The organism is Oceanobacillus sojae (assembly GCF_900162665.1).
GTDB classification, from domain to species: Bacteria; Bacillota; Bacilli; order Bacillales; family Amphibacillaceae; genus Oceanobacillus; species Oceanobacillus sojae_A.
In genome coordinates this window covers 141,947-161,306 of sequence record NZ_LT727809.1, presented here as the reverse complement: position 1 = coordinate 161,306, position 19,360 = coordinate 141,947, and the positions used below count along the sequence as shown (strand labels likewise).

Here is a 19,360-nt window from a genome sequence, read left to right as displayed (position 1 = left end):
CTATCGGGGGTTTTATATACCTATTTTTTTTATATGTTTACAGTACGCCTGCATGACCGGCATAGACCTGTCCACGGCTGCTGTCTACAGTAATATCCTGGCCATCCTTCAGTACCTCAAAAACATTCTCTACGCCAACAATAACCGGGATTCCAATGCTGACACCAACTACTGCCGCATGAGAAGTCAGACCGCCTTCTTCTGTAATAATTGCAGAAGCTTTCTCGATTGCCGGCATCATTTCTTTTTCGGTAGCATGCGTCACAAGGATATCTCCTTCATTCATACGAGTTAATGCTTCTTCATTATTTTTAGCAAAGACAACATGCCCGTACGCTTTACTTCTGCCGATTCCTTGTCCTTTCGCCACAACATCACCAATGACATGGACTTTCATTAGGTTTGTTGTACCTTTTTCACCGGCAGGCACTCCTGCAACAACAAGTACTGTATCTCCGCGTTTACATACTTCTGCTTCAAGTCCCCGTTTTACAGCTACTTCTAACATCTCATCTGTAGATTTTGTCGGTGTGCCCATAACTGCATGGACGCCCCAGACAAGTGAAAGCTGACGGTTTACTATTTCATCGACTGTTACAGCAATAATCGTTGCTTTAGGACGATATTTTGAAACCATACGGGATGTTGATCCGCTTTCTGTCGGTGTAATAATTGTACCTATATTCAAGTTATATGCTGTATGAGAAACGGATTGTGTAATAGCTTCCCTGATCTCCATATCAACATTTTTAGAACGTTCTTCTAAAATAGCTTTATGATTTAATGCAGATTCTGCTTTTAATGCAATATTACTCATGGTTTGTACAGATTCAACCGGATAAGTACCAGCTGCTGTTTCACCGGAAAGCATGATTGCATCTGTGCCGTCAAAAATTGCATTTGCAACGTCAGAAGCCTCTGCTCGGGTCGGACGAGGGTTCCTTTGCATCGAATCTAACATTTGTGTTGCTGTAATAACTGGTTTCCCGGCTGTATTACATTTTTTGATGAGTTTTTTCTGTACAAGAGGAACATCTTCTGCAGGAATTTCCACACCAAGATCTCCACGTGCAACCATTAAACCATCACTGACCTCCAGGATGCTGTTAATATTATCTACACCCTCCTGGTTTTCAATTTTAGGGATAATTTTAATATGCTCTGCATTATGCTGCTCTAATACTTCTTTAATTTCTAATACGTCTGAAGGGCGGCGGACAAAGGATGCTGCAATAAAGTCCACCCCTTGTTCCACTCCAAAAATAATATCATTGGTATCCTTTTCTGTAATTCCGGGAAGATTGACGGATACATTTGGAACGTTAACTCCTTTTTTGTTTTTAATTTCTCCGGAGTTTAACGCAACAGTGATAATTTCTCCACTGTCCTGATTAATTTCTTTTACTTCCAGTTCGATAAGTCCATCATCCAGCAGGATTTTAGATCCTTCATGAACGTCGTTGATTAATCCATCATACGTAATGGAGAACCGTTCAGCAGTTCCTTCAACTTCCTTCATTGAAATAATTACTTTTTCGCCCTGAACAATATCTGCTCTTCCTTCTTTAAAGTTTCCTGTACGAATTTCCGGCCCTTTAGTATCAAGAAGAATAGCTACTGTTTTATTTTTCTTAGCAGCTGCCTCACGAATATTATTAATTCTGGCACCATGCTCATCAAAATCTCCATGGGAGAAGTTTAATCTGGCAACATTCATTCCTGCATCAATTAACTTCTCTAATGTTTCTATTGATTCCGATGCCGGCCCAATTGTACATACAATTTTTGTGTTTCTCATTTTAATTCCTCCTTAAATTCAACCAAATTCTATCATAAGAGCGTGTTCAAAAAGTTCCTAAGTGCTGGTATGTGCTCCTGATCCATTTATGCAGTATGATGATATAACAAGGAAATAAATTTATTTATTTCCTTGTTATATCATCATACTGCTACCTTTCAGCAAGGCTGAAAGGCGTGTGAATCGGGAGATTCACACGAATGGATCAAACCTAGTTTTTAGCAAATAATACGAGCAAGAATTAACTTATATATCACTTTTTGAACATCCACCTTAAGTATGTTAGATAGAAAGTTCTTTAGATAGCTGGAACATGTCATTATTAATATGATGCTTCAATTTTAAAATATCATTAATATCATTATCTACAATTTGGTTGTTTTGAATTCCAACCATACGCCCGCCTTTATTATTGAGCAGCAGTTCTACAGCTGCAGCACCAAGTCGGCTTGCCAGTACTCTATCCTGACCAGTTGGTGAACCGCCCCTTTGGATATGTCCTAATACAGTTACTCTTGTTTCCAAGTCAGTTGCTTCTTCAATTTGTTTTCCAACATCAAATCCGCTGCCGACACCTTCCGCAAGCAGGATAATACTATGCTTTTTCCCGCGCTTATGTCCCCGGTTTAACCGGTCAACGATTTGGGAGAATTCATCTTTTTGCTCTGGAATAAGAATACTTTCTGCACCAACAGACAATCCGGCCCAAAGCGCCAAATCGCCTGCATCCCGTCCCATTACTTCTATGACATATGTACGCTCATGAGAAGTAGCGGTATCACGAACTTTATCCACGGCATCTATGATCGTGTTAAGAGCTGTGTCAAATCCAATTGTGAAATCCGTTCCTGCAATATCATTATCAATTGTTCCAGGTACACCAATACAAGGGATACCTTTTTCTGTCAGCTTTTGTGCGCCTTTAAAACTGCCATCCCCCCCAATTACAATTAAACCTTCTATGCCGGCTTTCTTCATTTGTTCAATTGCTTTTTGCTGTCCTTCATCCGTTTTAAACTTTTCACTTCTTGCTGAGAAAAGAATTGTTCCCCCACGGTGAATAATATCACCGACAGAACCAAGGTGCATTTGTTCAAAGTTTCCATCCATTAAACCCTGGTAGCCGTTTTTAACCCCAACTACTTCCATGTCATGATAGATTGCTTTTCTTACAGTTGCTCTGATAGCAGCATTCATACCAGGAGCGTCTCCTCCGCTAGTTAAAACACCAATTTTTTTCATTTATGATTCACCTCATTAATCGATTATTGATTTCTCAATCTTTCATCCACTACTCTATCTATTTTACATGATTCTTTCATTATAATCCAAATTAAAATAAAGGCTGATATTCATCCTCAGCCTTTATAAACGATACTTAAACCGTTTGAAATGAACCTATCTTTTTATATTTTTGCCATCTTTCTTCTACAATATCCTCAGATGACAATTCTTTTAACTCTTTTAGAGACTTTTCAAGTACTTGATCGATAAATGCAGCTTGTTTATCAATGTCCCGATGCGCTCCACCTTTCGGCTCTGGTATCACTTCATCAATAACGCCCAATTTTTTCAAATCAGGAGCTGTAATCCGCATTGATTCAGCGGCACGCTGCGCTTCACCTGCGTCCTTCCACAGGATGGCAGCAGCGCCTTCTGGAGAAATTACGGAGTATGTAGAATTCTCCAGCATATGAACGTGATTTCCTACACCGATTCCTAATGCACCGCCGCTGCCGCCTTCTCCAATTACAATACACACAATAGGGACGGTTAAGCCGGCCATTTCCATTAAGTTTTTGGCAATGGCTTCACTCTGTCCTCTTTCTTCAGCTGCCTTGCCCGGGTACGCCCCTTTTGTATCAATGAAAGTGATAATTGGGCGATTGAATTTTTCAGCCTGCTTCATATGACGCAACGCTTTTCTATAGCCTTCAGGATGTGGCATTCCGAAATTACGTTTGATATTTTCTTTCGTATCTTTTCCACGCTGATGACCAATGATAGTTACCGGCTGATTTTTATAATAAGCAATTCCCGAAACAATTGCTTCATCTTCACCAAACAAACGGTCACCATGAAACTCAATAAAATCTTCAAATAGTCTTTCTACATAGTCTAATGTAGTAGGACGGTCAGGATGTCTGGCCATCTGGACACGATTCCAGGGCTTCAGATTTCCATAAATATCCTCTTCCAGTTTTGCCAAGCGCTCTTCCAGTGTCTTTATTTCATCTTTCAAATCAATTTCACTGTTTTCTGTGAATGCTTTTAATTCTTTAATCTTTTCTTTTAAATTTACAATTGGTTTTTCAAATTCCATTATTGGCGCCATTTATGATTACCTCCCATCTGCATGCATGGAAAGAATTTTTCCAAGCATTTTTTTCATGTCATGACGGTGAATAACCTTATCTATCTGCCCATGCTCTAATTGAAATTCAGCAGTCTGAAAATCGTTTGGTAATTTTTCACGAATAGTCTGCTCGATAATTCTTCGACCAGCAAAACCTATTAATGCCCCCGGTTCGGCAAAATTATAGTCTCCGATAGATGCAAAACTTGCAGACACACCACCGGTGGTTGGATGGGTCATAACAGAAATCATTAAATTCCCGCTGTCTCTGAACCGTTTAACAGCAAATGATGTTTTCGCCATCTGCATTAAACTTAAGAGCCCCTCCTGCATACGGGCACCGCCGGATGCTGTAAATATAATAAACGGAATAGATTCTTTTCTGGCTTCTTCAATTGCTCTGGTTATTTTTTCTCCGATTGCGGATCCCATACTTCCCATACGAAAATGTGAATCCATAACGGCAAATGCAACCTGATTATTTTCGATTACCCCTGTGCCAGTAACAACCGCTTCATTCAACCCTGTTTTCTGACGGTCTTTCTTAATCTTCTCCTCGTAATCAGGGAAATTTAGCGGATTTGCAGAGGTTAAACCAGCATCCCACTCTTGAAATGTCCCTTCATCGAATAAGCTCTCAATTCTCGTCCATGCTGTCATTGGATGATGATATCCGCAGTTTGGACAAACATATAAAGATTTAACTATTTCTTTTCGATAATAGATTTGTTTACAATTATCACATTTCTGCATTAAACCCTCCGGAACATCTACTTTCGCCTTCTCGCTCGGGATTGATGCATACTTCTTACGCTTGCCGAAAAAATCTTTAAGTGGCAAGTTTATCCCCCCTTTTTCTACTACTAGATTATCTGAGCATATATAAACAAGCTGTATATATTATCTAGTATTCAAATAGAGCTTTCAATAAGAGCTGTTTCCTATTTTACTATTGTAAACTATTTTGCCGAGTTATAATAGTTATTCCATAAAATGAAAGTATTTTTAGTTTTAGAATCCCAACAAATAGATTACCACCTGATGCCAAGTCGTGCAATCACGTTTTTTTATTCACAATAATTTTTTATCAAATGAAGGGCGGCTAAATACTGTTTTACAAACGAATACGATGCCTTCTCCCGATAGAATTAATTTTAGATTTAAAATGACAATTATCCCCAAAACACTTTTAATAAAAAAAGGTTCCGAGGATAATTGCCAGGTCAAACTATTTATTGATTTCCTTTGTCAGATTTCTTGTCTTCTCTGCTATTTCTTCAGGATTTACCTGGACACGGGCGACACCGGATTTCATCGCCGCTTCAGCTACGTGCTTGGCCACAAGCGGGGCGACTCTGCCATCAAAAGGGGAAGGAATAACATAATCTTCATTCAGCTCCTCTTCTGAAATCAAAGAGGCGATTCCTTCTGCAGCAGCTATTTTCATCTCTTCATTAATCCGTGTTGCTCTGACATCCAATGCACCCCTGAAAATCCCCGGAAAAGCAAGTACATTATTTACCTGGTTTGCAAAGTCAGACCGGCCTGTACCAATAACCCTCGCTCCAGCCTCTTTTGCATCGTCTGGTAAAATTTCCGGATCAGGGTTTGCCATAGCAAAAATAATCGCATCATCATTCATTTTCTTTACCATTTCTTTTGTTAATGCGCCACCCACCGAAACACCGATAAATACGTCTGCACCCTCTAGTACGTCTTCCAGACTTCCTTCGATCTTCTGTGCATTGGTATATTTTGCCACAAGCTCTTTCACCCGGTTCATCCCGTTAGGACGTCCTTCATAAATTGCTCCTCTGGAATCACACATAATCATGTCATGAACACCCAGGCTCTTTAATAATCGAATGATTGCAATACCTGCCGCGCCCGCTCCGTTAGCAACAACTTTTATATTAGAAAAATCCTTATTTACTAATTTTAAAGCATTCATTAATCCCGCAACCGTTACAATTGCCGTACCATGCTGATCATCATGAAAAATAGGGATATTTGTTTCACTTTTTAAGCGGTCTTCTATAATAAAACAGTTTGGCGCTGCAATATCCTCCAGATTGACTCCGCCAAAGGTTGGTTCCATTAATTTTACTGTTTCTACAATTTTGTCTACATCTTGTGTATCCAGACAGATTGGAAAAGCATCTACTCCTGCAAAACCTTTAAATAATACCGCTTTTCCTTCCATAACAGGTAAAGAAGCTTCTGCACCGATATTGCCGAGGCCTAATACAGCAGATCCATCACTTACTACAGCAACCATATTTCCCTTCATCGTATAGTCATAGACCATTTCTTTCCGTTCATAAATTTCCTTGCAAGGTTCTGCAACACCAGGGGAATATGCTAGACTTAAGTCCTCTTTGTTTTTCATGGGAACCTTTGATTTTATTTCCAGTTTCCCCTGCTTTTGTTTGTGTAAATGTAATGCTTCGTCTCGTAGGTTTGCCATCGAATCCCGCTCCTTTAAATACTGTAAGTAATATGTAAAATTATTACGCTTACAATTTGGGCCAAGCCCTTTTAAATCCCTTTTATTATAACAGATGATGAACCTGTGTAAAGTAACACTGCATATTAAATTACTATCTTCTCGATCATCCGAATATCAGCTGATGTATTGTAAAAAAATACGCTGCAGTCGATAGTACTTCGCTATCCTTAGAATATATAAAATCCGGGAGATTTACTTCAGCAAAAGTAAATCTCCCGGATTTTATAACTTTCATCTCTATTGATGGTGCGGAAGCTATCTCTCTACCACGTTCTCATTTCCAAAATAATTTTTCAGCTGTCGCATTTCTTTTTCAGTCAAATATAAAGCATAATCATTTGCAAGCCGGTAGGTTTCTTTGTTTACAGGATTATATATAATCACGGGCGTTTTACCAGGGTGCTGATCAGCTAATTGCTTTACATATTGTAGAACACTGCTTTTATCTTGATTTGTCATTCGTACAAACAATTTTTTTGTTTCAGGTATACCTATCTCTGAGAGGTCTAAAGCCGCAATGTCTTTTATAACAAGCTGGAGCTTCTGATTTCTCTCCTCCACAGAAACGCGCATCCAGACAATCTGTTCTTCCTCCAGCTGGTTAGAAATTTGACGAAATAAATCCGGAAAGATAACTGCGTCCATCTTTTCATCCTCATCCGACACGGTTAAAAAGGCCATTCTTTCCCTATTTTTTGTTCGGATAACCTTTACTTCTTCCACAACTCCGGCCGTATATATCTCTTTTCTCTTACCAGTGAATTTCTCTGCCTGTTTGAATGAAATGATCCCGTTTGCTCTTAAAACATCCCGGCAGCTTTCAAACGGATGATTGGATATATAGATACCCATTAATTCTTTTTCAAAAGTGAGCTTCTGTATCGTTGAATAATCTTCTATATCTGTATATTCCAACGCATCTTGAAACAGGGAAGCATCTTCGAACATCCCTTGAAAAAGCTCCTTTTGTTCGAGAGCCGGTTCAATAGAGGCTATCAGACTTGCCCGATTATCGTGAAATGTATCGAATACACCAGCTAAAACAAGATTTCTTATAGCAGCGCGATTTACTATTTTTATATCAATCCGCATACAAAAATCAAAAAAGCTGGTAAAGGAAGCTTCTTTCCGAATTTCTAAAATGTGAATTAATGCTTGATAACTGATCCCCTTAATAGCAGCTAATCCCGTACGCACCATATTTTTTTCAACTGTAAATTGCTGAAAACTTCTATTAATATGTGGCGGAAGTATATCAATATGAAGTTCTTTTAATGACTCTTGATAGGCAGACAGCTTTTCAGGCTGGTTCTTGGCATCAGTCAGCAGACATGAGAAGAACACTGCCGGATAATGTGCTTTTAGAAAGCTTAGCTGATAAGATATTTTACTATAAGCTACTGCATGGCTTCTCGGAAAACCATAATTGGAAAAACGCACAATCCAGCTGAATATTTCTCCGGCCACTGCATGAGAATATCCATTCTTTAAGCACCCTTTGATAAAAGCTTCCTCCTGCTGCTGCATAACGGTTCTATTCTTTTTGCTTACAGCTCTTCTTAAAATATCTGCCTCACCAAGACTGAAACCGGCAATACGATGCGCAATTTGCATAATCTGTTCCTGATAAATCAAAACACCATATGTGGATTTCAAAATCGGCTCCAGATCCGGATGCGGATAGGTTACAGGCTCCTGCTTAAATTTCCGCCGGATATAAACAGGAATAAAATCCATTGGACCTGGCCGGTAAAGCGCATTTACCGCTACAATATCCTCAAATGATGATGGCTGCAGCTCTTTAAGTACATTTTGCATCCCTGCAGATTCCAATTGAAAGACGCCGCTGGTTTTTCCTTTCCTTAACATTGCAAAGGTCTTTTCATCCTGCTCTGGAATATCAGCTAATATCTCATCTTTTTTCAATGTATACGCTACACCTTTTGTAACTCTTTCTATTAACGAAAGGTTTCTAAGCCCCAAAAAATCCATCTTCAACAGTCCTGCTGCTTCCAGTTCATTCATTGCATATTGCGTCAGATATGTTTCGCCTGTGCTGCTTGTTAAAGGAACATCTGCCACTAATGGATGCTCACTGATCACAACACCTGCGGCATGCGTGGATACATTTCTGGGCAAGCCCTCTAATTTAATTGCAATTGAAAATAAAATCTTTAATTTTTCAGATGATTTCACATACGCTGTCAATTCCGTTGAATCTTGCATCAGTCTTTGGATACTTTTCGAAGAGGCTCCCTTCAGCTCCCGTAAAATATAGCTGACATCCTGCTCATGTACGTCCATCGTTTTCATCAATTCACGAAGAATAGAACGTGTCGCAAAGCTTCCAAAAGTAATAATCTGCGCAACATGCTCTCTTCCATATTTATCTCTTACATAATCGATTACTTCATCACGCCTGATATCTGAGAAATCCACATCAATATCCGGCATGGTCTGCCTTTCCGGATTTAAAAAACGTTCAAATAACAGATTATATTTTAAAGGATCTACTTCTGTAATTCCTAGAATGTAAGCCACAATGGAACCTGCCGAGGACCCCCTGCCCGGTCCAACCATAATATGATTCGTTTTAGCAAATTGAATAAAATCCGCAACAATTAAGAAATAATCGCTGTAATTCATGCTTATAATGGTGTCCAGCTCATATTCCAGCCGGTTTCGATGTACCTCTGTAATGGTTGTATAACGTTCCTGCAGCCCTTTTTCACAGCACTTCCGCAAATAAGTATCTGCAGACATCCGGTCTGGAGTTGGAAAGGACGGCAGATGCTGTTCATCAAAATTTAAGTATGTTGAGCACTTATTAGCAATTTCTCCTGTTTTATCAAGCAGCTCCGGCCAGGCGTGGAATAACCGCTTTATTTCCTCCGGAGAAGCAAAATGATGATTTTCTGGCAGCTGGTCCTTCCTTTTTGGAACCCATTTCTTTCCATGGCGCATCGATTGCAGGCAATCATACGCCAATACATCCTGTTCATCTAAATAAAAAACTTCCTGCATAGCTGTATAAGAGAAGTCTGCCTCTTTCCAAATTTGGAGCTGATGTACATCAGAATCGATTCCAATATAAAAATCACCTGGTTGAAAGTATGCTTCTACTTTTTTCAACTCTTGAAAAAATAAATCTGCATCAGCTTCTGCAGAATGATTACTGTCTTGAAGGAAATGTTTTCCAGACAATACACCAATGACACCTTCTGTATATTTCGAAAGCTGGCTGGCAGTTAATTTATCCATATGATTTGTTTGTAAATAGGTACTTAACTTCAGCAGCTGCTGATATCCTGTCTTATTTTTGGCGAGTACAATAAACGGATTCTCCGGTTCATTTTCTTCTATTTGAACATGAACAGTCATTCCGATAATTGGTTTAATCCCTTGCTCCATACAAGCTTTATAGAATGAAATGGCACCGTAAAGAACAGCCTCATCTGTTAAGCATAAGCTTTGATAATGTAAACTTTTTGCTTTTTGAACCAGCTTTTGTATAGAAATGGTGCTCTCCATTAAACTATAACCGCTTTTCACTGAGATATGTGTGTATGTCATTCTACTCCGCCTTCTTTCTATTTCTATTATAACAAGATAGTACATATGTGCCTATAAATTTAGTTTTGCTCATATCCCGCCTGCTTCATTCATAAGATAGAATATGCACCTCCAATCATTAGGATTGCCAATTATAAGACAAGCTGTAGCGCGAGGAGTGTCAGTATGGAGGAACGGTTTTTTGCAGCGTTTATTCATTGTTTTTTCATTGCATTGGGAGTTATCATCGGAGGCTCCATTATCGGAAGCATTGGAGATTTTGCAACAGGAGATGCCGCCTTGACTTCAATGAATCGAATCGCAGAACGTTTAAGGATATGGGGAATTGTTGCTGCTATCGGCGGAACTTTTGATGCTATTGCCAACTTTGAAAGAGGTTTATTTGATGGAACACCAATGGACTTAGTTAAACAGATACTATTAATTTTATCTGCTATGGGCGGTGTAAAGGTCGGGCTGATTATTATCCAATGGTTTTCACAAGGAGATGTCCCATAATGCATATCCCGCCATATCATAAAAAAACAAACTGGCAGCTGATTTTTGTCGGTTTCTTTTTTGGCACTATTATTTCATATATGGTTTTCACATATATGTACGGAACCATGTATGAAAAACTGTTAAAAGAAAATATTGAATTGTCTAATGAAGTAACCGAACTGGAGCACACAAATCAAACACTGCTGAAGGATAAAGAGGATTTGAGTGAGCAATCCAGACAACCGCTTACCATCTCAAAAATCACAGTTGAAATAGAAGATCCGGATTCTATGAAAATTGATTTATTAATGCAGGATCAGCTCCGAGCTTTAATTCGCGATGAAATCAATCATGTCGTCGGCCAGGATGTAGAGCTTATCTCGCGTTCAGATGAATTGCTTATTTCCACCATTGAAAATAAAGCTTTCACCCTTGATGGCATGACCTACCAATTCGCTGTAAGTCAAATTATTGCTTTGGGATCAGAATTAAAAATAGCTGTCCTGCCTGATTCAGTAAGATAATTGATGTGACTGGAGCGATGCCTGGTTGTTCAAATATGTCAACAAATTGCTAAGGTTGTTATTGCATAAGCTGCTCCCATTTTAATTTCTGACAAAATTTGAAGCGGGAGTTTCTCCATTCCATGACGAAAGCAGCCGTTCATCTCCACCCTGCTCCCTGGACGAACTCTCTTTATCTTCAGGGTGGAGACTTCCTGGCTAAAGTTCGTTAAATAGTTTATTTTAAATTCTATTTTTGAACATATTCCCTGCATGCTTTTTCTAAATCAGATACTAAATCGTTTCCTTCCTCCCATGAATACACTGTGGCGCCTGAGGCTAATGGATGTCCCCCACCATGATACTTACCTGCTACCTCATTAATAATTACTCCTTTTGAACGAATACGCACCCGAATCTGGTCTTCTTCTATCAGGAAAACCCAGGCTTTAATCCCTTTCACATCTGCCACAACCTGAACCAGCTGATTGGACTCCTCTACACTGACATCATATTTTTCCAGCAAATCAGCTGTTAATTTAATGACGCATAGACCATTATCGGATAATTGAAAATGCTGTAAAATATAGCCGCTTAATCGCAGCACCTTCTCATCTGCCTGATATAACTCATCATAAAGAGCCGATCTGTCAAAATCATAACGAACCAGTTCCCCGGCATATTGAAAGGTTTTCACTGTTGTGCTCGGGAATTTAAATCTTCCTGTATCACCGACAATTCCTGCATATAATAGACGGGCTGCATTATTATTTAAAGACCAGCCTCGTGATTGCGCCTTTAAGGCGAGCTCAACAATCATTTCAGAGGTAGAACTCGCATCTGTTGACACCCATTCGATGTCTCCATAGGAATCTGTAACTGGATGATGATCAATTTTTATTAACTGATTACCTGTATCATAACGCTCATCATCAATTCGCGGCTGATTGGCTGTATCGCAGACAATCACCAGACTTCCATGGTAAGCATCATCTGATATTTGATCCATCTGCGCTAAAAAGGTTAAGGACTGAATATCTTCCCCTACAGCATAGACTTCTTTTTTCGGAAAAGAGTGTTTGATCAGTGCTTTTAAACCAGCCTGTGAGCCAATTGCATCCGGATCCGGACGCATATGCCGATGTATAATGATTTTTTGATTTTTTTCAATCGATTCAATAATTTTTGTAATTTCCATGGCTATCTCCCTCTCAATATATGTATTTCCTATAAATTCATTATGAACCAAAAAAGTTAAATGCTTTTACAAGCTTAGAATGCTCCCGCCCTGGCTCCTCCGCTTTTTTTAATCAAAACTGGCCTTCATCTATTTCTGATTGGGAATTCATTTCCACAAAGATATTATACTTCCTTTCACATCTAAAAAACGGTACAATAAACATAGCATTCAGAATATGTAGTAATTAGGAGCATTTAAATGATTATCTTCCCAATAATAATTATCGTTTCAGTTGTTTTTTATATCTATTATAAAGTATCTATCCTGAAAGAGAAAAGCACATTAACTCAGAAATATTACAACGGCAGGTCGAAATCCTGTCTGGGAGCGTTTATGATGGCCTTTGCTATTAATCAATATACGCTCTACCTTACACAGCTTAGTCTGTTTATCGGCCTTGTTATCTTCATTTTAGGATTAATGCAATTTATCCGCGGCTTTAAAGAGGCACGTCACTATCAAAAAGAGTGGAGAAGATTGCATCCACAATAGGAAAAATGTGAACTGCACCGGTTAAAAAAGCAGAAAACTGTCCATTCTGTTCTCTCACGAAACGAATTTCAGATAAACTTTTTTCCCTTTATCGTAAAAACAACTGGAATAATATGATTCCAGTTGTTTTTTTATAGCCTGCAACAGTCGGTTCCCCGGTTACCGGTTAATAAGCTGTGCCATAATCAATGCTCTCCCGACAGTAGTCTGTCCTTGCATCACTTCTACATCTATTTTTGCATATAAACGCCCGACATCCAGAAGTACCGGCTTAACATGCAAAATACTATCGATTGGCACTGGTTTGCTGAAATAAACCGTAATATTCTCAATCGAAATTTCTGCCTTCTTCTCGATCTTCATCATTTTATCACAGGCTTCCGTAATTAGAGCTGTAAAGACACCATGTGATAACGTCCCTAAATGATTTGTCATTTGCGGTATAACCCGCGCTTCAAACAAACCGTCCTCGTCCGGATTCTGTGACATATTATTGGAAACAATATCTTCTATTGTTTCTCCTACCTGCGGCTGCCTCTGAATCTGCTGCATCGCCTTCAATACATCCTGTCTGGAAACGACCCCTTTTAACACATGAGATCCGTCTACTACAGGGACAAGCTCGATACCTTCCCAAACCATCATATGCGCTACAGATGCTAAAGAGGTTTTTTCTTGAACCACTAAAGGCTTACGGCTCATGATACGGTCAATAAACGTACTCTGCTCTTTTCCGACGATGTCACGGGAGGAGACCATTCCTACTACCTTCATCCGGTCATCGACCACTGGAAATCGCGTGTGTGAAGAAACTTCATTATTAATATACCAATCCTTCACCTGCTGTTTTGTGGTTAAATAATAGGAAGATTCGAATGGTGTTGAAATATCTCCGACAAATACAATTTCCTTCTTAATCAATTGATCATAAATTGCCCGGTTAATCATTGCCGCAACTGTAAAAGTATCGTAGCTTGTAGAAATAATAGGCAGCTGTTTTTCATTCGCCAGCTGTTTGATAGAATCGTCTGTATCAAATCCACCTGTAATCAGTACAGCTGCCCCGGCTTCTAAAGCCAGCTTATGCGCCTCATGCCGGTTCCCGACAATCAGTAATGAATCTGCCTGTGTATAGCGCATCATAGCATTTAATTGCATTGCTCCAATGACAAATTTACTTAGGGTTTTATGCAGTCCATCTCTGCCGCCGAGTACTTGTCCATCAATAATATTTACTATTTCGGCAAAGGTCAGCTCTTCAAAATTATCTTTCTTTTTCTGTTCAATCCGGATCGTTCCTACACGTTCAATCGTACTGACAATACCTTGGTTTTCCGCTTCTTTGATTGCACGGTAAGCAGTCCCGTCACTAACATTCAAATCTTTTGCAATTTGACGGACAGATATTTTGCTCCCTACTTGCAACGATAAAATATGCTGTAATATTTGTTCATGCTTGGTCGCCATCTGCCATCACCTTCTTTCAACTGTACTATATAAAACATAATAGTTTTATTATACAATTGATACAGGATAAACTCAATGGCTGCGCAGTTTCTTCTTATTTATTCCTTCCTGTTCCATAATTGGCGGACGGGACATCTTTAATAGTGTTGCAAGATTTGCACCAATAAATACAAATGCAAATAATAACCAGCATCCCCAAAAGAGGAATTCTAAGGAGCTGGAAGATTGCGGAATCATCGGCCAGGCAATATAAAGAAAAAAGCCAACTAATAATAATCTTAAAATAATATTTGTTCTCAAAGCTACATCCCCCTTTATTATAAGTGTATGAGGAATGGTTGTTTCTATGCACTGAAAAACCACAGAACCGCTATATTCTGTGGTTTTTCAGTTACAAACAAATTTATTTTTAAGAATTTAAGTCAATTGTTTCGCCAACTTGCATGACATGAGCATTACCGGCCTTCACTTGAGAAGCCCAAGCTTCCGGATCCTGTTCAATTGGCGGGAATGTATTATAGTGAACGGGGACAACCTTCTTGGCATTCACCCATTCAGCCGCAAGAAGCGCATCACTTGGACCCATTGTAAAATTATCACCGATTGGAATGAAGGCAATATCAATATCGTTTAATTCGCCATACATTTTTAAATCCGTGAATAACGCTGTATCGCCCAGGTGGTAAATGGTTTTGCCATTCACGGTAAGAAGTATTCCGCCAGGCATGCCTCCATAAATAACTGTTCCATCCTCTTCCGTATAGGACGAACCGTGGTAGGCTTGCGTAAATTGCACTTTTCCAAAATCAAATTCGCGAGAGCCGCCAATATGCATTGGATGTGTATTTAAACCCTTGGATCCAAAATAATCAGCAAGCTCTGCCGTTGCCACAACAAGCGCATTATTATTCTTAGCAATCTCCAGTGTTTCTCCAACATGATCATTATGCCCATGTGTCAACAGAATAACATCTGCCTTTTCTGTACTTGGATCTAAATCGCATGCTTCATTTCCTTTGATAAACGGGTCAATAATAATACGATGCTTTCCAGTGTCTACTTTTACTACAGAATGTCCATGAAAAGATACTTTCACTCAAAATCTCTCCTTTGATTAGTTGGATTATTATTAGGTTTAGTACGTGTTTTCCCGTTATCAAATAATTCTACGCATCTTTTCACAAATTTATTTATTGAATTTCTTTTTCAAAGCAGCCAGCTCATCATCCACATCATTATTATTTTCCAGTACTTTGAATTCATCATCCAGCGTACGTGCATTTTCATTTAAATCTTCTGAAGTCTCTGCTTCTGCTTCATATTGAAGTACTTTTTCTTCCATTCTTTCAAATCCTTGACGGGACTGATCACTGCCGATAGAAGACATTGTACGATTCATTTTCGTTCTTGTTTTCGCAGATTCTGCACGTGCTTTTAAGGAATCTTTTTTCAACTTCATTTCCTGATATTCTTTTTTCATTTCAGATAATTTTTCTTTAAGAATTCTTACATCCTCATCCGCCCGCTCCCAGGAAGCCTGCAGGGACTCATACGATTTTTCCTGATGTCTTTTATCTTCTAATGCTTTTCTGGCTAAATCTTCATTATCAGCTTCGACTGCTTTTTCCGCTTGTTCCTGACGCTTCTCTACCATAGCTTTCGCATCATTTGCTTTCCGTTTCAGCATTTTTTCATTTGCCATTTGCTTCGCTACAGCTGCTTCGACATCTTCAATATCCTTCCCCATATCTCTCAGGTATTGATCTAACATTTTGACCGGGTCTTCCGCCTTATCAATCATTGCATTCAGTTCTGAACTGACAATTGTTTTCATTCTGTTAAAAAATTGAAACATACAAATCCTCCTCTTAGAATAAGTAATAGTAATGTACGATTCGTGTACAGTATGAAATACGATTGGTTTCGCAAAAAGTTTCATTTTTATCGGATTTTTTCTTTCTATCTGCTATAATTTTTTAAAGGATACCATTTATACATGCGGATTCTCAGCTATATATTAATAAACTAGGAGGAAAAAATAATGTCAGAACGAATTAACACTTTATTTGCCGAACTCAAGAAGCAGCAAGCGGACAGCTGTTTTATCAGTTCTAAAGCAAATGTATATTATTTAAGCGGGTATTACACAGATCCGCATGAAAGGGTAATCGGAATTATCGTTATGGACGGAATCGATCCTATTTTCCTATTGCCTAAAATGGAGGAGGAGGATGCAAGAAATGCCGGATGGGAGCATTTAATTGTAAGTTATTATGATCACGAAAATCCTTGGCACGCTTTGCAGGCTTTCTTAAAAAAACAAGAAAAAGAACCTGCTGTCATGGCAATAGAAAAAGACCATCTGACGCTTTATCGTTATAATCAGCTTCAAGAAACATTCCCGAATGCGGCATATATAGATGCAACACCAGTAATCCAAAATCTGCGTTTGATTAAATCTAAGAAAGAGCATGATTTATTAAGGACAGCGGCTGAATTAGCCGATTTGGGAGTTAAGACCGGAGTGGAAGCTCTAAAAGAAGGTGTCTCAGAATTAGAAGTAGTTGCTGCCATCGAGCACACCTTAAAAAAGCAAGGGATACGCGAGATGTCATTCCAGACAATGGCATTATTCGGTTCGAAAACAGCGTCCCCTCACGGAAACCCGGATAAAACACAGTTGGAGAAAAACAATTTTGTTCTCTTTGACTTAGGTGTTATTTATCAAGGCTATTGCTCTGATATTACCCGGACAGTCGCCTTTGGTAATATTACTGATGAACAGAAACAAATATATGATACTGTATTGGAAGCTCAAGAAAGAGCAATTGATGCAAGCAGAACCGGTACAGCAGTCGGTGAGCTGGATAAAATTGCAAGAAACTACATCACAGAACAGGGATATGGTGAGTATTTTACCCACCGGCTTGGGCACGGCTTAGGAATCGAAACACACGAGTATCCTTCCATGCATAGCGAAAACACACTGCCTATCGAACCGGGAATGTGCTTTACGATTGAACCGGGGATTTACGTTCCGGGAGTCGGCGGTGTCAGAATTGAAGATATGCTGTTCACAACGAATTATATGCCTTTAGATCTGACAAAGTATCCGAAAACATTACAAGTGATTTCTTAGAATGTTTTTACTATAATTAAATTATTTTCCGGCCCCGGTTCTATGTAAACCGGGGCTTTATTCGTACAGAATTTGCTCCTGACTCCTATTGTCAAGTTTTTTTCTGTACAGGGAAGCCTGCCTATTTATTTTTTGACTACTTTTCGAAATTTTATGTAATTTACTGATATTCGTTTGTAACGCTTTCAAAACAGGTATATAATAATAGTAGAAAGGGGAGATGAATCATGGAATATAAAAATATTGTTGTCGCAGTAGATGGATCTAAAGCAGCTGAAAAAGCATTTAGTAAATCACTCGATATCGCAAAAAGAAATACTGCCCGATTAATCCTTGCTCACGTAGTTGATTCCCGTACTTTCTCAACAGCGGAAGCTTATGATCGTTCCTTATCAGAAAGAGCGGAAACTTACGCAAAAGAATTACTAGACGATTATGTAGCGCAAGCTGAAGCAGTTGGATTAACAGATATTGTCCGCTGTATTGAATACGGATCTCCTAAAGTAAAAATTGCAAAAGAAATAGCTGGTAATTTTGAGGCTGATTTAATTATTTGTGGTGCCACGGGTATGAACGCCGTCGAACGTTTCTTAATCGGAAGTGTTTCTGAAAGCATTACAAGATACGCCAGCTGTGACGTACTTGTCATTCGTTAATCTATTGGATTCCATCCTTTGGGAAACTCCTCTCAAGGGATGGAAAATGAACATATAAACGCAAAAAAGTATACTTATCACAAGCTTCTGTTTACCCTTGGAAAGTTTTACTCACTTGGATTATATGTTTCGTTATGCCATTGTTCCAGAATAACGGTAATATTGTTTCTTATTTGCGGATATGCATTTTTATACAGCAGCCGAAAATAAAATCCCCTAAGAAAATTGATAACGTTCGTTTTTTTCCAAAAAAAGTTTAAATTATGGCTTTCTTTTGTTTTTAATTCCTGCAGATCATCTGATACAGCTGATACCAAGTAAGTGATATCGTCAGCTTTGATACCTTTATCAATCAGTGCTTCTAATATAAAAAGAAGTCTTTCCTCCTCGTCATCGACGTAAGGAGCTTTAGTTATACTTTCTTTAAATAAACATTGTCTGATTGTTTCAAGACACTCAAAAGACAAGCTGTTATCAAAACAAGGATGTTTAATGGCTTCCGTTAATAAATCTGCTCCATGCGCCACACTATGCGCCCAGCCTTTACCTTCTACATAGCCGCGAATATCTTTTTCAAGATTGACATACTCCATACTCTTCTTAATTGTTTTTATGACAACATCATGCTGTAAAAAGGATTTCTGTCTATCTTTATGTAGAATTATCCCGATAACTAAGGCAGAAAAAGAGCGGGTAAAAACGAAATCGCTTTCCATTTCTTTAATCCCCCAAAACAATTTATCTAAACAAACCTTGAGAGTATGCTCCAGTTGTTTGTCAGTTAAAAAGTCTTCCAAAATCAATTTTCCAAATGTGTTAAAAATCAGTGTATCTCTCAGTTCAGGGTCAATGGATCCGATATTATCCAGCATTTTATCGACCAGGACATCCAGGTCTTTTTGCTCTAAATTTGTATCAAGGTCTACCTGCTTCAATTCTAATTTTAATGTTATACGGTCACCTCTTTTCTATGTTCCAGATATTTTGATTAAATTGTAAATCTTCATAACCATTACAGTTATATTAACACAAAACTACTGTCCCAGACTGATTTCGTGGATAAAACAAAAGCTGACCTTTCCCATGTATTTTATAATTACATAGAAAAAAGTCAGCTTTTTCAGGCTTGCCAAGATGGCTTTCATAT

Annotated in this window: 17 protein-coding genes; 5 read left to right on the top strand and 12 right to left on the bottom strand. The window is 38.7% G+C overall.

Translation table 11 applies throughout. The features are described 5' to 3' along the window. Positions 1 to 37: 37 nt before the first annotated feature. The 6 genes from pyk to dnaE all read right to left on the bottom strand — a co-directional run bounded on the left by pyk (position 38) and on the right by dnaE (position 10,236). Complete coding sequence (pyk, locus tag BN1068_RS01060; RefSeq protein WP_077600994.1) at positions 38 to 1,798, bottom strand: pyruvate kinase; 1,761 nt, start codon at positions 1,796 to 1,798, stop codon at positions 38 to 40. Positions 1,799 to 2,080: 282 nt separating this feature from the next. Then, on the bottom strand, positions 2,081 to 3,040 hold the full coding sequence (gene pfkA, locus BN1068_RS01055) for a 6-phosphofructokinase (RefSeq protein ID WP_077600993.1): 960 nt from the start codon (positions 3,038 to 3,040) through the stop codon (positions 2,081 to 2,083). A gap of 136 nt (positions 3,041 to 3,176) precedes the next feature. Next, positions 3,177 to 4,133 (bottom strand): acetyl-CoA carboxylase carboxyl transferase subunit alpha, encoded by a 957-nt coding sequence (accA, locus tag BN1068_RS01050; RefSeq protein WP_077600992.1) that lies wholly within the window; start codon positions 4,131 to 4,133, stop codon positions 3,177 to 3,179. Between the two features lie 6 nt (positions 4,134 to 4,139). Further along, entirely contained in the window at positions 4,140 to 4,994 is an 855-nt protein-coding gene (gene accD, locus BN1068_RS01045; RefSeq protein WP_077600991.1) for an acetyl-CoA carboxylase, carboxyltransferase subunit beta, read from the bottom strand. Positions 4,995 to 5,382: 388 nt separating this feature from the next. After that, a complete protein-coding gene (locus tag BN1068_RS01040) occupies positions 5,383 to 6,621 on the bottom strand; it encodes an NADP-dependent malic enzyme (RefSeq protein WP_077600990.1) in 1,239 nt (412 codons plus the stop codon). A 297-nt stretch (positions 6,622 to 6,918) separates the two neighbouring features. Then, positions 6,919 to 10,236, bottom strand: coding sequence for a DNA polymerase III subunit alpha (dnaE, locus tag BN1068_RS01035; RefSeq protein WP_077600989.1), 3,318 nt, complete (start codon positions 10,234 to 10,236; stop codon positions 6,919 to 6,921). Positions 10,237 to 10,401: 165 nt separating this feature from the next. On the opposite strand from dnaE, the gene BN1068_RS01030 reads away from it, so the two are divergent. Together BN1068_RS01030 and ytrI are read left to right on the top strand one after the other, a co-directional pair. Next, a complete protein-coding gene (locus BN1068_RS01030; RefSeq protein WP_077600988.1) occupies positions 10,402 to 10,734 on the top strand; it encodes a sporulation membrane protein YtrH in 333 nt (110 codons plus the stop codon). Beyond that, positions 10,734 to 11,240 carry a sporulation membrane protein YtrI gene (gene ytrI / locus BN1068_RS01025; protein ID WP_077600987.1) on the top strand — a complete coding sequence of 169 codons (507 nt, stop codon included), beginning with the start codon at positions 10,734 to 10,736 and terminating at the stop codon, positions 11,238 to 11,240. Before BN1068_RS01030 ends, ytrI begins: the two co-directional genes overlap by 1 nt. Positions 11,241 to 11,469: 229 nt before the next feature. On the opposite strand, the gene BN1068_RS01020 is transcribed toward ytrI, so the two are convergent. Further along, complete coding sequence (locus BN1068_RS01020) at positions 11,470 to 12,417, bottom strand: DHH family phosphoesterase (protein WP_077600986.1); 948 nt, start codon at positions 12,415 to 12,417, stop codon at positions 11,470 to 11,472. A 240-nt stretch (positions 12,418 to 12,657) separates the two neighbouring features. On the opposite strand from BN1068_RS01020, the gene BN1068_RS01015 reads away from it, so the two are divergent. Then, a complete protein-coding gene (locus tag BN1068_RS01015) occupies positions 12,658 to 12,951 on the top strand; it encodes a YtpI family protein (protein ID WP_077600985.1) in 294 nt (97 codons plus the stop codon). Positions 12,952 to 13,110: 159 nt separating this feature from the next. Here the strand turns inward: BN1068_RS01015 and BN1068_RS01010 are convergent, their stop codons facing one another. The 4 genes from BN1068_RS01010 to BN1068_RS00995 form a co-directional block, all read right to left on the bottom strand. Further along, positions 13,111 to 14,418, bottom strand: a complete 1,308-nt coding sequence (locus BN1068_RS01010; protein WP_077600984.1) for a DRTGG domain-containing protein — start codon at positions 14,416 to 14,418, stop codon at positions 13,111 to 13,113. 72 nt (positions 14,419 to 14,490) lie between these two features. Further along, positions 14,491 to 14,718, bottom strand: coding sequence for a hypothetical protein (locus BN1068_RS01005; protein WP_077600983.1), 228 nt, complete (start codon positions 14,716 to 14,718; stop codon positions 14,491 to 14,493). A 109-nt stretch (positions 14,719 to 14,827) separates the two neighbouring features. Then, positions 14,828 to 15,514: a metal-dependent hydrolase gene (locus tag BN1068_RS01000; protein ID WP_077600982.1), complete on the bottom strand. Its 687-nt coding sequence runs from the start codon at positions 15,512 to 15,514 to the stop codon at positions 14,828 to 14,830. Between the two features lie 90 nt (positions 15,515 to 15,604). Next, complete coding sequence (locus tag BN1068_RS00995) at positions 15,605 to 16,273, bottom strand: PspA/IM30 family protein (protein ID WP_077600981.1); 669 nt, start codon at positions 16,271 to 16,273, stop codon at positions 15,605 to 15,607. A gap of 186 nt (positions 16,274 to 16,459) precedes the next feature. On the opposite strand from BN1068_RS00995, the gene BN1068_RS00990 reads away from it, so the two are divergent. Both BN1068_RS00990 and BN1068_RS00985 read left to right on the top strand, forming a co-directional pair. Then, positions 16,460 to 17,557, top strand: coding sequence for a M24 family metallopeptidase (locus BN1068_RS00990; RefSeq protein ID WP_077600980.1), 1,098 nt, complete (start codon positions 16,460 to 16,462; stop codon positions 17,555 to 17,557). A 227-nt stretch (positions 17,558 to 17,784) separates the two neighbouring features. Further along, the gene (locus tag BN1068_RS00985; RefSeq protein ID WP_077600979.1) at positions 17,785 to 18,213 is read left to right on the top strand and encodes a universal stress protein; all 429 of its coding nucleotides are present in this window, start codon (positions 17,785 to 17,787) and stop codon (positions 18,211 to 18,213) included. Positions 18,214 to 18,320: 107 nt separating this feature from the next. Here the strand turns inward: BN1068_RS00985 and BN1068_RS00980 are convergent, their stop codons facing one another. Next, a complete protein-coding gene (locus BN1068_RS00980; RefSeq protein WP_077600978.1) occupies positions 18,321 to 19,148 on the bottom strand; it encodes a DUF2785 domain-containing protein in 828 nt (275 codons plus the stop codon). Between the last annotated feature and the right edge of the window lie 212 nt (positions 19,149 to 19,360).